13 protein-coding genes are annotated in these 15,264 nt (G+C 37.3%); 11 read left to right on the forward strand and 2 right to left on the reverse strand.

Translation table 11 applies throughout. From position 1 onward, the window contains the following. The first annotated feature begins 210 nt into the window (after positions 1-210). Positions 211-1,077 (forward strand): SPFH domain-containing protein, encoded by an 867-nt coding sequence (locus EG339_RS17190; protein WP_123871174.1) that lies wholly within the window; start codon positions 211-213, stop codon positions 1,075-1,077. 78 nt (positions 1,078-1,155) lie between these two features. Next, a complete protein-coding gene (locus tag EG339_RS17195; RefSeq protein ID WP_123871175.1) occupies positions 1,156-1,344 on the forward strand; it encodes a type II toxin-antitoxin system antitoxin in 189 nt (62 codons plus the stop codon). Positions 1,345-1,405: 61 nt separating this feature from the next. On the opposite strand, the gene EG339_RS17200 is transcribed toward EG339_RS17195, so the two are convergent. Then, the gene (locus EG339_RS17200) at positions 1,406-2,248 is read right to left on the reverse strand and encodes an IS3 family transposase (protein WP_123868394.1); all 843 of its coding nucleotides are present in this window, start codon (positions 2,246-2,248) and stop codon (positions 1,406-1,408) included. Continuing rightward, entirely contained in the window at positions 2,236-2,763 is a 528-nt protein-coding gene (locus tag EG339_RS17205) for a helix-turn-helix domain-containing protein (RefSeq protein WP_123868395.1), read from the reverse strand. Before EG339_RS17205 ends, EG339_RS17200 begins: the two co-directional genes overlap by 13 nt. Positions 2,764-2,929: 166 nt before the next feature. On the opposite strand from EG339_RS17205, the gene EG339_RS17210 reads away from it, so the two are divergent. The 9 genes from EG339_RS17210 (at position 2,930) to EG339_RS17255 (ending at position 15,212) form a co-directional block, all read left to right on the forward strand. Continuing rightward, positions 2,930-4,312: a T9SS type A sorting domain-containing protein gene (locus tag EG339_RS17210; RefSeq protein WP_123871176.1), complete on the forward strand. Its 1,383-nt coding sequence runs from the start codon at positions 2,930-2,932 to the stop codon at positions 4,310-4,312. 338 nt (positions 4,313-4,650) lie between these two features. Next, entirely contained in the window at positions 4,651-6,201 is a 1,551-nt protein-coding gene (gene amaB / locus EG339_RS17220) for an L-piperidine-6-carboxylate dehydrogenase (protein WP_123871178.1), read from the forward strand. 110 nt (positions 6,202-6,311) lie between these two features. Next, on the forward strand, positions 6,312-7,637 hold the full coding sequence (gene lat, locus EG339_RS17225; protein ID WP_123871179.1) for an L-lysine 6-transaminase: 1,326 nt from the start codon (positions 6,312-6,314) through the stop codon (positions 7,635-7,637). 61 nt (positions 7,638-7,698) lie between these two features. After that, on the forward strand, positions 7,699-7,929 hold the full coding sequence (locus tag EG339_RS17230; RefSeq protein ID WP_123871180.1) for a DUF2007 domain-containing protein: 231 nt from the start codon (positions 7,699-7,701) through the stop codon (positions 7,927-7,929). A gap of 361 nt (positions 7,930-8,290) precedes the next feature. Further along, on the forward strand, positions 8,291-8,803 hold the full coding sequence (locus tag EG339_RS17235; protein ID WP_123871181.1) for a GNAT family N-acetyltransferase: 513 nt from the start codon (positions 8,291-8,293) through the stop codon (positions 8,801-8,803). 116 nt (positions 8,804-8,919) lie between these two features. After that, positions 8,920-9,375 (forward strand): transcriptional regulator, encoded by a 456-nt coding sequence (locus EG339_RS17240; RefSeq protein ID WP_123871182.1) that lies wholly within the window; start codon positions 8,920-8,922, stop codon positions 9,373-9,375. Position 9,376: 1 nt separating this feature from the next. Then, entirely contained in the window at positions 9,377-10,564 is a 1,188-nt protein-coding gene (locus EG339_RS17245; protein WP_123871183.1) for an efflux RND transporter periplasmic adaptor subunit, read from the forward strand. After that, positions 10,564-13,710: an efflux RND transporter permease subunit gene (locus tag EG339_RS17250; protein ID WP_123871184.1), complete on the forward strand. Its 3,147-nt coding sequence runs from the start codon at positions 10,564-10,566 to the stop codon at positions 13,708-13,710. Before EG339_RS17245 ends, EG339_RS17250 begins: the two co-directional genes overlap by 1 nt. 86 nt (positions 13,711-13,796) lie before the next feature. Continuing rightward, entirely contained in the window at positions 13,797-15,212 is a 1,416-nt protein-coding gene (locus EG339_RS17255; RefSeq protein ID WP_123871185.1) for an efflux transporter outer membrane subunit, read from the forward strand. Positions 15,213-15,264: the final 52 nt, after the last annotated feature.

A 15,264-nucleotide genomic window follows, 5' to 3' on the forward strand; every position in this document is an offset into this window, starting at 1 on the left:
CTGAGTGAAACGCCTTTGCGCTCATTTTCGTTACAGAATCAAAAGATCTTGCGAACCTTGCGTTAATTTCTATTTTGAGATAGATGATTAAAAAAATATAATTAACAATCGTATTCAGTAACTATCAAAAAAACAAAATTTATCATTCAGAATCCAAAAAATAACGCTACCTTTATGATATCAAAATAATATCAAATTAAAAATTCAATCATGGAAAAAACATTAAAACCCATGTCGGGTTATCTTACATTAGTAATTTGTCTGGTACTCTTTATTGCAGCATTTTACTTTTTTATCTCAGGAGTAGATCAAAGTATCACATTCGTTGTTATTGCAATGCTGTGTTTTCTGCTTGCCTGCTTTTTCTTAAAAGGATTAATGATTATTCAGCCTAACCACTCAAGAGTATTAAACTTTTTCGGAAAGTATGTGGGAACAGTAAAAGATAACGGTTTATTCTTTATCAATCCACTGTACTCGTCCCAGAAAATGTCATTGCGCTCAGAAAACTTACAAGGGCAAACTCTGAAAGTAAATGATAAGATGGGTAACCCTATTGAAATTGCAGTAGTAATTGTTTGGAAAGTAGGAGATACCTATAAAGCTGCTTTTGATGTTGAGCGTTATTCAGACTTTGTAAGAATGCAGAGTGAAGCGGCGGTACGTCATTTGGCCATGAGTTTCCCTTATGATAATCTGGAAGACGATCATGCGCCGATTACATTGAGAGAAGGCGGAGATAAAATCAATTCTATTTTGGAACAGGAACTTACAGACCGTCTTTCAAAAGCAGGGATCGTAATTCAAGAGGCAAGAATTTCACATTTAGCCTATGCTTCCGAAATTGCAGGGGCTATGCTTCAGAGACAGCAGGCAACAGCTATTGTGGCAGCAAGAACTAAAATTGTAGAAGGAGCGGTGGGTATGGTAGACCTTGCCCTGAAAAAACTTTCAGAAGAAAATATCGTTGAGCTTGATGATGAAAGAAAAGCGGCAATGGTAAGCAACTTAATGGTGGTTCTTTGTGGTGAAAAAGCGGCAACACCGGTATTGAATGCAGGAACTCTGTATAACTAAAAAATAATTACTCCAGGTTTATTATAATGTATATCTGGAGACAACAATTTAATGCGTCTTGCATCAAAAACAAGAATAATGAAATCAGAAAAAGCTCAGAACGCTTCGGAAAACAAAGGCAAAAAATCCTTTGTCCTAAGGATAGATGAGTCTACCTATAAACTCCTGGAAAAATGGGCCAATGATGAATTCAGAAGTGTAAATGGTCAGATTGAATATCTCCTGCATCAAAGCCTTGTTAATTCTGGAAGAAAGAATAAGCTATAAAACCGGCTTAAAATAAAAAATCCGTCTTCATTTTAGACTGCACCCAAAAGTTTAGACAAAATTAAACAATATTATTATATGAAAGAGTTCGGTACTGTACCGGACTCTTTCCTTTTAGATTAAGTCTTATTCTGTCGTTATTATAGTAATTGATATACTTCTTTATTTCTTTTTTGAGTTCATCAATGGTTTTAAATTTCTTAATATAGAACATTTCAGATTTTAAAGTTCCAAAGAAGTTTTCTATTACCGCATTATCAAGGCAGTTTCCTTTGCGGGACATACTTTGGATAATGCCTTTTTCTTTTAACATGTGCTGATAGGTTTTCATTTGATATTGCCAGCCTTGATCAGAGTGGATAATGAGGTTTTCAGTATTCTTAATCTTTCTAAACCCTTTTTTGAGCATATTCATAACCTGCGCAAAGACAGGCCTTTCCGAGAGATCATAACTGATAATCTCGCCATTGTAAAGGTCAATTATCGGCGAAAGATACAATTTACTGCCTGATACGTTAAACTCTGTCACATCAGTGGCCCATTTTCTGTTTGGCTGATCTGCCTTAAAGTTCCTCTCCAGAATATTTGGTGCTATCCTGCCTTGCTCTCCCCGATAAGATCTGTATTTCTTAACCCTAATGATACTTTTCAATCCCAGTGCCTTCATTAGTCTTAAGACCGTTTTATGATTAATTACAATTCCTTGCTGTTTCATCATCAAAGTAATACGACGGTATCCAAATCGACCTTTATGCCTATGATAAATCTGTTTGATCAAAGTTTTTACTTTTCCATACTTATCCTTTTTATTAAGAGCTTTCTGATGGTAATAGAAACTACTTCTGGCCATACCTGTACAATCCAGCAGGAGCGACAGATTATATTTTCGCCTTAATCCTTCGATGGCCTCTGCTTGTTCTTTTTGAGAGTTAAGGCGTCTAACTTTTTTAGAAAATCAATTTCAGCTCGCAATCTTTCGTTTTCCAATAAAAGTTCTTCTTCTCTGGTCAATGGCTTATCAGACTTTCTTTTTTTACGCTTGTAATCACTCATAATACAGGGCCTTCCTTTAGGTTTATTCTTTAATCCTAAAATACCACTTTTTTCGTAATCCCTTTGCCAATTCAGCACGGTAGATTGAGCTGCGATATCAAATCGGATACATGCTTCTCTTTGTGAGATATGTTCTATTTCGATAGTTTTTAAAACTTTAACCTTGAAATTCACAGAATAGATCTTATTTCTTCTTGGTTGTAAACCCGAGATTCCGTACTTATTATAAAAGCCCATCCACTTGCGTAGATTACTTTCGTTAAATCCTTTCTCTGTTGCTATAGATCCAATTGAACGATGAGAATTTTTGTGGAGGTTAATACATTCTAATTTGAAAGCAACGCTAAATTTTTCTTTTCTATACATAAAAAAATGCCCCTAAAAAGTGTCTAACTTTTTGGGGCAGTCCATTTTTTGTAGGACGGATTTTTTATTTTTTGAAAAATATCTTAGAAAAGCTTTTAATTTGGGTAATTATCCAAAGTATTTCAAAATATTGATTCTATAAACTTATCTTTGCAAAAAAAATATTTTGAAAAAAACACTAATAACCTTAACTGTCATTCTTGGACAGTTATCTTCATCACAATGCTTTAAAGAATTCAGTCCTTCTAAAACCGGAAGGTATACCGCAGGTATAAAGACTGATGGTACACTCTGGACCTGGGGAGAAGCGGGGTATGGGGCACTTGGAAATAATCTACAAGCATCTTCCCCAACACAAATCACTTCATATACCTGGAAGAATTTCTCATTGGGAAGGCATCATACATTAGCTGTTAAATCTGATGGTACTCTTTGGGCTTGGGGGTTAAATAACTATAAACAATTAGGTAATGGAACGAATGTAAACCAATCAGTTCCTGCACAAATTGGGACAGATAGTGATTGGGGTTCTGTAATGACGGGTGAATATTCTTCTTTCGCTATTAAAATAAACGGTGAGCTTTGGGCCTGGGGAAATAATGCTAGTTATGGCTTGGGATTAGGACATAAGAATGAGGTATCTGTGCCTACCAGAGTTGGTACAGATACAGATTGGAAAAAACTTTCAAGTGGAGGTAGCCATACAATTGCACTTAAAAATAATGGAAGTATTTGGGGATGGGGTCTCAATGCATCAGGGCAAGTAGGAGCTGGAAATACGTTTGTGAAAACTCCTATTCAGATTGGTACAGATACAAATTGGAAAGATATATCCGTAGGATATAAAAGTTCTTTTGGAATAAAAAATAATAATACTATTTGGGCCTGGGGAGATAACTATGGCGGCCAATTGGGAAATGGTGGATTGGGCGCTCTGAGTTATACTCCTATTCAAGTAGGCTCTGATAATAATTGGAAAATCATTAAGGCTGGTGGTTATCAGGTTGTTGCTTTAAAATATGATAACACCTTATGGGGATGGGGGTCAAATGGGTTGTCAGAATTAGGAGGATATCATGGAACTCTAAATTATAAAACTCCTATTAGGATTGGTTTGGATTCTGATTGGAAAAACATTTATCCGGGATACGCCGCAACATATGCTGAAAAAAATGATAATACCATGTGGGTAACAGGAGATCAATGTTGTGGGGAATTCGGAAGCAATTTCTCAAGCGGAAAACATTATCCTTTGGCAATTATTTCCGGATACTGTGCAGAATCTGTACTTGCTACATCAGATTTGCCTAAGAAAAATGACATCATGGCTTTTTATCCTAACCCAGTAAAAAATATGCTTAATATCTCTTTAGATTCAAAAATAGAAGGAGTTGAAGTATATGAAATGAGTGGTAAAAAGATTAAAGATTATACTAATGTGAATAACTTTCAGTTAAAAGTGAGCTTTTCTGAACTACTTCCTGCTATATATATTGTTAAAATTAAAACAAAAAATGAAGTAAAGACTGTAAAAATAGTCAAAGAATAAGGTTGAATACATATTCTTAAAAAAGAAAGCAGAGAAAATTTTTCTCTGCTTTTTATTTTATACAGCTCTGAAGCGAATCTGCTCCAAAGTAAAATATTACGAGCCAAATCAAGCCTTTAATGGTAAAGAAAGCAAACCCTGCCCATCCTACGCGCTTGAACCACTTTTTAAACTTTGAGTTATTTTCTTGTGAATTTTCCATTGGTGATTATCAAAAAGATTACCCTACAAAGATAAGCATGTTTATAATTAGTCCAAATAAATAACAAACTAAAAAATTAAAGTTTTGAGGTTCACATAATATTTTTATCTTTAGAGAGAACGAAAAGTAAGATTTTATGTCAAAAAAAGTAAAGGATTTCGGAATCGAAAAAACACTCAAAAACCTTGGTATTAAAGAAGAAAATAAAGGTACTTCAGTGGGCGGGAAATATTTCGCTTCAGGAAAGACGATTGAAAGCGTATCTCCTGCAGACGGGAAATTAATTGCAAAAGTAAAGACTTCCGGAGAAAGTGATTATGACAAAGTAATTGAAACGGCCCAAAAGGCATTTCTGGAATTCAGGCTGATCCCTGCTCCTAAGAGAGGAGAAATTGTAAGGCAGCTTGGTTTAAAGTTAAGAGAATATAAAGAAGATCTTGGAAAGCTTGTTTCTTATGAAATGGGTAAATCCCTGCAGGAAGGACTTGGAGAAGTTCAGGAAATGATTGATATCTGTGATTTCGCAGTAGGACTTTCAAGGCAGCTTCAGGGATATACAATGCATTCAGAAAGACCTGGTCACAGAATGTATGAGCAATATCATCCGCTTGGCGTAGTGGGAATCATCACTGCATTCAACTTCCCGGTAGCCGTATGGTCCTGGAATACAGCATTAGCATGGATTTGTGGTAATGTTACCATCTGGAAGCCGTCGGAAAAAACTCCGCTTTGTGCCATTGCCTGCCAGAATATTATGAATGAAGTTCTGAAAGAAAATAACCTTCCGGAAGGAATTTCAAGCGTATTGGTAGCAGATCATGAAATCGGACAGAAATTAGTAAATGATAAAAGAGTAGCTTTGGTATCTTTTACAGGTTCTACAAGAGTAGGAAGAATGGTTTCTTCTAAAGTAGCAGAAAGATTCGGGAAATCAATCCTTGAATTGGGAGGTAACAATGCAATTATCATTACCAAGGAAGCAGATCTTAATATGTCTATCATCGGAGCTGTTTTCGGAGCGGTAGGAACGGCAGGGCAAAGATGTACTTCAACCAGAAGACTGATTATTCATGAAGATGTATATGACGAAGTAAAATCTAGATTGGTAAAAGCTTATGGGCAACTAAAAATCGGAAACCCATTGGATGAAGCCAACCATGTAGGGCCGCTTATTGATGTTGATGCCGTAAACCAGTACGAAGAATCTATTAAGAAATGTAAAAAAGAAGGTGGAAAATTCGTTGTTGAAGGCGGTGTTTTATCAGGAAAAGGTTACGAATCCGGATGCTATGTGAAGCCTTGTGTGGCTGAAGTGAAAAACTCTTATGAGATTGTTCAGCATGAAACTTTCGCACCTATTTTATACTTAATTAAATATAAAACATTAGAAGAGGCTATTGCTATTCAGAATGATGTTCCGCAGGGGCTTTCTTCTGCAATCATGACCCAAAACCTTAGAGAGGCAGAATTATTCCTTTCTCATGCTGGTTCAGATTGTGGTATTGCAAATGTCAATATTGGTACTTCCGGTGCTGAAATCGGAGGCGCTTTCGGAGGTGAAAAAGAAACCGGTGGAGGTAGAGAGTCTGGATCAGATGCTTGGAAATATTATATGAGGAGACAAACCAATACTATAAATTATACTACTCAACTTCCTTTAGCACAGGGAATTAAATTTGATTTATAAAAGCTTTACTTAAAGCAATAAAAAAATAAAAACTTAATAACCTGAATGATTAAATGCCCAGCTTTTTGATCGTTTAATCATTCACTTATTAAATCACACAACAATTTATTATGGAACACACATTAGATATACAGACAAATAAAGTTAAGGAAACAGTTGGAAAACATGTTTTGGCAGACGGTTTCGATTTCGTGATGGATATTGAAAAATCTCATGGATCATGGCTTTATGATAAACTTACAGACAGAGAATACCTGGATATGTTCTCTATGTTTGCATCAGCTTCCATTGGGTACAATCACCCGTATCTTGTAGAAAGATCAGAATGGTTGGGAAGAATGGCGGTTAATAAACCAACATTGGCAGACGTTTATTCAGAAGAATATGCTCACTTCCTTGAAGTATTTGAAAGAGTGGTTATTCCTGAAGAATTACAGTATGCTTTCTTTATCGAAGGCGGAACGATGGGAGTTGAAAATGCTTTAAAGGCCTGCTTCGACTGGAAAACACGTAAAAATTTCGCAAAAGGGCTGGACACTGAAGCGGGGATCTGTATTCATTTCAAACAGGCTTTCCACGGAAGAAGTGGTTATACTTTAAGTTTAACAAATACTTCAGACCCTAGAAAGTACCAGTATTTCCCAATGTTTAACTGGCCGAGAATTTTAAATCCAAAATTAAAGTTCCCGATTACAGAAGAGAACCTTGAAGAAACCATCAAAAATGAGCAGCTGGCTTTAGTTCAGATTGAAGAAGCCATTCTGATGAATCCTGATAAGGTAGCTTGTATTATCATTGAACCTATTCAGGCAGAAGGCGGTGACAACCATTTCAGAGATGAATTCTTATCTGGCTTAAGAAAAATCTGTGATGACAATGAAATCTTACTAATTTTTGACGAAGTTCAGACAGGTATTGCCATTACAGGTAAAATGTGGGCATTTCAGCATTTTACAGCTAAACCGGATATCATTTCTTTCGGTAAAAAAGCCCAGGTTTGCGGAGTATTAGCCAATAAAGAAAAGTTTGATGAAATTCCGAACAACGTTTTCAGAGAAAGTTCAAGAATCAACTCTACATTTGGTGGAAATTTTATCGATATGCTTCGTTTCCAATTGGTAATGGAAGTTATCGAAAAAGAAAACCTTGTAGAAAATGCAAGAGTGGTAGGAGATTTCCTGTTAGAAAACTTAAAAGCACTGGCAGAGAAGTATCCTTCAAAAATTTCCAATGCAAGAGGTAGAGGGTTGATGTGTGCTATCGATCTTCCATCCGCAGCAGATAGAAACAAGATGATGACTGAATTATTTAATGACGGATTAATCATTCTTCCATGTGGAGATCAGTCTTTACGTTTCAGACCGCATCTGAATGTTACCAAAGAAGAAATTCAGTTGGCTTTAAATAAAATTGAAAGCAATATTAATAAAATTTAAAAACAAAGATTTGTAATTTTCAAAAAAACATTGTACATTTAGATACTCAAACAATTAGAATATGGAAAGAAGTACGAGAGTATCAGTTTACGAAAGTGATAACCCTTCAGAAATTCAGTTGGTTAAATCTAAATTGGATGATGCACAAATTACAAACTCTGTTGAAAACAACTATCTCACATTTACTACAACACCTACGGCAACATCGCTAAAGGTAATGGTAGATCTGCATGATGAGAAGAAAGCATTTGAAATTATTGATGCTTACCTTCAACAAAATGAAAATTTATAAAACAATTTCATAATTTTAAATTTTACTACTTCGAACCGAAAATTAATTTTAATTAGTTTTCGGTTTTTTAATTAAAATCAATCTTTAAATTATTAAAAAACTAAATGTTTAAAAGATGTTTTGAAGGACTATTATTCTATGTCAGAACCAAAAGTTAGATACTAGGTTTTAATTTGACGCAAAGTTTTTAATAACCTTCGCTTATTCAACGACGAAGTCGCAATTTTGCTCACTTAAAATCTTAAGCTTTATAAATAAAATCTTTGCGTTAATAAAAAATAGACTTTAGTTCGGATAATCAAAGATAAATAATTCAGACGTTAGCTTCCTAACTTTATGTTTTTTAATCAAAATCAACAACATGAATCCAGAAATCAAACTAAGAAAATCGGAAATTGAAGACAGAGACATTATTTGGGGAATCATTCAGCAATCCATTGAAAGAAGAAGGCAGGACGGGAGCACACAATGGCAGAACGGCTATCCCAATCTTGGAACAGTAGAAAGTGATATTGCTAAAGGTTTCGGATATGTGCTTACAGTAGATGGAGAAATTGCAGTATATGCAGCTTTGATTCTTAATGATGAACCTGCATACAGTAACATTGAAGGCGCATGGCTTAGTGACGGTGAGTTTGTGGTGGTTCACAGAGTAGCTGTAGATGGAAAATTCGCAGGTCAGGGAATGGTAAAGAAACTTTTCGATCATATTGAAGATTTTACAAGATCACACAATATTCAGAGTGTTAAAGTGGATACCAACCATGATAATATTGCAATGCTGAAGATCCTTGAAAGCAAAGGATATTCCTATTGTGGAGAGGTTCTTTTAAAGGATGGGCTGAGAAAGGCTTTTGAGAAGATTATAATTTAAGTAAAAAGTTAAATCAAGTTTCATTGAATTTTTAGAACACCTTGTATTTATAATCTCTATCAGCTTTGTTCGTTTGGTTCTGAACTAATTTCTACATTTGTTCAAATTTTTATATTATGCACCAAAGTATAGAAATTGATGAAAAAATTTTTCAGGATGCCGTAAAATTCTACGGCACTATTTTCAACCTACCGCCATTAGCATCAAAAATCTATTCCTACCTTCTTTTTGATTATGAGAAAGTAGGAATTACTTTTGACGAGTTTGTTGACGTGCTCTCTGCGAGCAAAAGTTCTGTTTCTACCAGTATTTCATTATTGTTAAATGCACAGCTTATCGTAGATCATAACAAAATGGATGAGCGGAAACGGTATTTTTTCATCAATGATGAGTACAAAAAAATCCGATTTGAGAAAATTGTCCAGAAAATGCAGGACGAATTAAGACTATTAGATGATTTAAACAATTTTAAAAAAAGTAAAGACGATGGATACAATGAAAGAATAGAAGTTTACAAAGCACTCTTAAATAAAAACATAGAAAATATTCAGGAATCTCTTAATAAACTATAAAATGAATAATAAGCTAGTTATACTTTCGATTGCAGCGCTTTCTCTCACAGCCTGCAAAAAAGAAGCTCCTAAACAGGATGGTGCCAAGCCGTATCCTGTTGTTTCTGTGGAGTCTAAAAATATAGTAGGTTATCAGACGTTTCCGGCTACCATCCAGGGTAGGGTAAACAATGATGTACGTGCTAAAATACAGGGATACATTACCCAGGTACTGGTAGATGAAGGGCAGTACGTTACCAAGGGACAGCCATTGTTCCGTCTGGAAACCAATATTCTTACCGAAAATGCTGCCGCTTCCAAAGCCGGAATAGGAGCCGCTGAATCCAATATTGCTGCAGCACAGGCTTCTGTAAACGCAGCACAGGTAGAAGTAAATAAACTGAAACCTCTGGTTCAGAAAAACATCATCAGTAACGTACAGTTACAAACTGCTCAGGCTCAGCTTGCGCAGGCACAGGCTCAGTTATCACAGGCCCATGCTGCAAAAAGACAAGCTGAAGCAAACTATAAAGGGGTAGAAGCCAATATCGAATACTCCATCATTCGTGCACCTATTTCAGGAGTTGTAGGAAAACTCCCGTTAAAAGTGGGAAGTTTGGTAGGACCGTCTGATCAGACACCTCTGACAACAATTTCTGATACTTCTGAGATCTACGCTTACTTTGCAATGAATGAAAAAGAATATTTTGATTTCCTTGAAAAATCTCCGGGAGCTTCTATGCCTGAGAAGATCAAAAACTTACCAATGGTTGAGCTTCAGCTTGCCAATGGAAGCCTGTACCCGGAAAAAGGAAGAATTGAAGCCATTACGGGCCAAATTGATCCTACAACGGGGACTATTCAGTTCAGAGTTGCATTCTCCAATGCCCAGAAATTATTAAGTAATGGTAACAGCGGAACGATCAGATTCCCTCAGCATTATGATAATGTTCTTGTAGTTCCTGAAAGTGCTACCTATGAACAGCAGGGTATTGTATACGTATACAAAATAGATAAGGGAGATACTGCCAGAAACGTTGTTGTAAATGTTATTGACAGAATCGACAATTTAGCTCTGATCAAATCAGGAGTTAATAAAGGCGAAAAAGTTATTGCAGCTGGTATCGGAGGTTTGAAACCTGGAACAGCAGTGAAGCCGAAGCCAATCAAAATGGATAGTCTTGTTCAATCAATAAAACCGAAATTCTAATGATAAAAAACTTTATTAACAGACCGGTTTTATCCACTGTAATCTCAATCCTGATTGTGATTCTCGGTGTGCTGGGACTGATCTCGTTACCGGTTACACAGTATCCGGATATTGCACCGCCCACGGTAAGTGTTTCCGCAAACTATACGGGAGCCAATGCTGAGACGGTAATGAAAAGTGTAGTAGTACCTTTGGAAGAGCAGATCAACGGGGTGGAAGGTATGGATTATATCACTTCCAGTGCCGGAAATGACGGTTCTGCTCAGATCCAGGTTTTCTTTAAACAGGGAATAGATCCGGATATTGCAGCGGTAAACGTACAGAACCGTGTGACCAGGGCAACCCCTTTGTTACCTGCAGAAGTAACACGTTCCGGAGTGGTAACCCAGAAGCAGCAGACCAGTGCCCTGATGTATATGTCTTTCTATTCTGAAAATAAAGATCTTGATGATGTATACCTTCAGAACTTTTTGAATATCAATATTATTCCTAACCTGAAAAGGGTAAATGGTGTAGGGGATGCCAACGTTTTCGGTGGTAAAAATTACTCCATGAGAATCTGGCTGGACCCTGCAAAAATGGCTGCATACAGTATAACTCCTACCGATGTTACCAATGCAATTAACGAGCAGAGTAGAGAAGCTGCGGCAGGTTCTATCGGACAGAACAGCGGTAGTTCTTTTGAATATATCATCAAATACGTAGGTAAATTCAACGATAAGGAACAGTACGACAATATCATCATCAAATCTCTTGCAAACGGACAAAACCTAATGCTGAAAGATGTTGCCAAAGTAGAATTGGCAGGTCAGTCTTATACAGGAATCGGGGAGAACGGAAACAATCCTTCCATCAGTATGGGGATCTTCCAGACTCCGGGGTCCAATGCACAGGAAATTATTAAAAATATCAAAGCTTATCTGAAATCAGCAGAAGGAACCTTTCCGCAGGGAATTAAGTATACTTTTAACTTTGATACCAACGAATTTCTGGAAGCTTCTATTGAAAAGGTAGTTCATACTTTGATTGAGGCCTTCATTCTTGTATTTATTGTAGTATACATTTTCCTTCAGGACTTCAGATCCACACTGATCCCGGCTATTGCAGTTCCGGTATCTATTGTAGGGGCATTCTTCTTCCTGAATTTATTCGGTTATTCATTGAACCTCTTAACCTTGTTTGCCTTGGTGCTTGCCATTGGTATTGTGGTGGATGATGCCATCGTCGTCGTTGAGGCCGTTCATGCGAAGATGGAGCATGGTATTTCTGATGCTAAGAAAGCTACGGTAGAAGCTATGGATGAGATCACAGGGGCTATTATTTCTATTACTTTGGTAATGGCGGCCGTATTTATTCCGGTGACGTTCATTACAGGTCCTACAGGGGTATTCTACCAGCAGTTTGGTATTACGCTGATTATAGCCATCATTATTTCTGCGATTAACGCATTAACCCTGAGTCCTGTTTTATGTTCATTATTCCTGAAACCTCACGAAGCACATCATGCAGAATATAAAAATCTGAACCTGTTACAGAAGTTCTTCTATAAGTTTAATATTGCTTTTAAAACAACTACTGAACGTTACGGAAGAGGATTTGTATTCCTGTTGAGACATAAATGGGTAACCCTGATTATTTTCGCTGTTACAGGAGGTATCTTATTCTGGGCAAGCAGCAGTATGAAGAAAGGGTTTGTACCTACAGAAGACAGGGGGATTATCTTTACAGATGTTCAGCTTCCTCCGGGAGCTTCTATGGAAAGAACTTACAACGCATTGAAAACCCTTCAGGCTAAAGCATTGAAAGTTCCGGGCGTGCAGAACGTAACGATTTCAACAGGTAGAGGATTCTTGTCCGGAAACGGAAGCAACAACGGTCTTGCCTTTGTGAAACTTAAGCCTTTCGAAGAAAGAAAAAAAGACGGACAGACTTCTGAAGAAATTACCAAGAAACTATTCGGAATCGTAGGATCTGTTCCTGATGCCAAAGTGGTATTCTTCCAGCCGCCAAGTGTACCCGGATTTGGTAACAGTGCCGGCTTTGAAATGGTATTGCTTGATAAATCAGGGGGTGAATATGCTGATCTGGATGCTAAAACCAATGAATTCATCGGTAAGCTGATGCAGAGACCGGAAATTCAGTTTGCACAGACTTCGTTCAATACTAAATATCCTCAGTATCAGATGGAAATCAATGTTCCCCTGAGCAAGCAGATGGGAGTTTCTGTAAATGATATTCTGTCTACCATGCAGGGGTATATTGGTGGAATTTATACTGCCGACTTTACCAAATATGGAAAACAGTTCAGAGTAATGGTTCAGGCTCTTCCTGAGAGCAGAAAGAATATTGAAAATCTGAATCAGCTTTATGTGAGAACAGGATCAGGGATCATGTCTCCCATTTCACAGTTTGTAACATTGACAAAAGCATACGGACCACAATCTGTAAGCCGTTATAACCTGTTTACTTCTGTGAAGGTGACAGGGGCAAACTCTGACGGATATAGTTCCGGGGATGCAATTGCTGCGGTACAGCAGGTAGCGGATGAGACCCTGAATCAAAACTATGCGGTAGAATTTACAGGGTTAACCAGAGAAGAATTAAATTCAGGATCTCAGACCCTTCTGATTTTCGGGTTAAGTTTAATCTTCGTTTACTTTATCCTTTCTGCACAGTATGAAAGCTATATTCTTCCGCTGATTGTTATCATTTCCCTTCCTCTTGGGGTAATGGGAGCTTACTTCGGACAGAAGATTATGGGATTGGAAAATAATATTTACTTCCAGATTGCCCTGATCATGCTTGTAGGATTACTGGCGAAAAATGCGATCCTTATTGTTGAATTTGCTGTTCAGAGAAGACATCATGGAGAAACAATCGTGATGTCAGCCATCAATGCAGCGAAAGCCAGGGTGAGACCTATTCTAATGACCTCATTCGCCTTTATCTTCGGTTTATTGCCTTTAGTTCTGGCAAGTGGAATTGGAGCAGTGGGGAACAGATCTATCGCTACAGGTGCGGCAATCGGACTATTGATAGGTACTGTTTTGGGATTATTTGTAATTCCGGTTCTGTATGTGATCTTTGAAACATTACAGGAAAAAATTAAACCTATCAAAAAAGAAGATATCAATTTAGCAGAGTAAAAATAAATTAGAGCTGGAAACTGAACCTGGAAATTTATCTGATGTTCAGTTTCTAACCTCTGATTTCTAACTTCTAATTTTAACCAATGAAGAGTTTAATAAACATCATAAAAGGAATAACTTTCTCAGCCATTATGCTGGGAGCCATCACGTCCTGTATGGCCAGAAAAGAATACGAAAGGCCCAAGAACGTTGTTGACGAAAAACTTTTCCGTACAGATATGCTTCCTTCAGACAGTACTAGCGTTGCGAATGTTTCGTGGAAAGAAATTTTCACAGATCCGATACTTCAGGGACATATTTCCAAAGCTTTGGATAATAATCTGGACATCAGAATTGCTTTACAAAGTATCAATTCTGCGGAAGCCTACCTAAAACAAAGTAAGGCAGCTTATGCCCCAACTCTTTCTGTAGGGCCTAACTATACTTTCCAGACACAGTCTCTCAATACCCAGTTCGGACAGATTATTGGAGAAAGACGTTACGTAAATCAGTTTGATATAACAGCAAGTCTGGGTTGGGAAGCAGATCTATGGGGAAAAATGAAAGCTCAGGAAAAGGCACAATTAGCAGCTTATTTAGGAACTGTTGCCGCTCATAAAGCTGTAAAAAGCAGCCTTGTTGCCTCAATTGCTTCCGCTTATTACCAGCTGCTGACATTTGATTCCCAGAAGAAGATCATTACGGAAACTATTGCCATTCGAGAAAAAAATCTGGAAACTACAAAAGCACTGAAAGCCTCCGGAAACCTTACAGAAGTAGCAGTACAACAAAGCGAAGCGCTTGTTTTCAATGCAAAATCTTTACTGATTGATATTGATACACAGATTCAATTGCTTGAAAATACCATGAGCCTTTTAATGGGAGAACCATCACATACCATTGAAAGATCTACACTGGAAGGTCAGAACCTTCCTATCGACCTTAAATTAGGGTATCCGGTTCAATTGCTGGCCAACCGTCCGGATGTAATGAGAGCAGAATATAACCTGATGAATGCATTTGAACTGACCAATGCGGCAAAAGCTCAGTTTTATCCAACACTGAAACTTACAGGCTCAGGGGGGCTTCAATCTGTAGATATTGATCACCTGTTCAATGTAAATTCATTATTTGCAAATGTGGTAGCAGGATTGGCACAGCCCATTTTGAACAAAAGAAGCATCAAGACCAACTATGATGTGAGCCTTGCCAATCAGGAAACGGCCTATCTGAACTTTAGAAAAACCGTTCTTACTGCAGGGAAAGAAGTTTCAGATGCAATCAGAGTATTTTCTGTTCAGGATTCATTCATTGAATTGAAACAAAAAGAATTGGTTGCCTATAAAAACTCTGTAGAATATTCTCAGGAACTGGTAAACTACGGGATGGCCAACTATCTTGAAGTGTTAAATGCAAGTGTGAATTCATTGAATGCAGAACTTAATATTTCCAATGCGAGATATAATAAAATGAAAGCTGCCGTGGAGCTGTATCAGGCTTTGGGTGGAGGCTGGAAATAAACAGTATTCTAAGATAAATATAAAAACGTGTGCCAGGAATGGTACACGTTTT

It is taken from the genome of Chryseobacterium bernardetii (assembly GCF_003815975.1).
In the GTDB taxonomy this organism is placed as follows: Bacteria; Bacteroidota; Bacteroidia; order Flavobacteriales; family Weeksellaceae; genus Chryseobacterium; species Chryseobacterium bernardetii.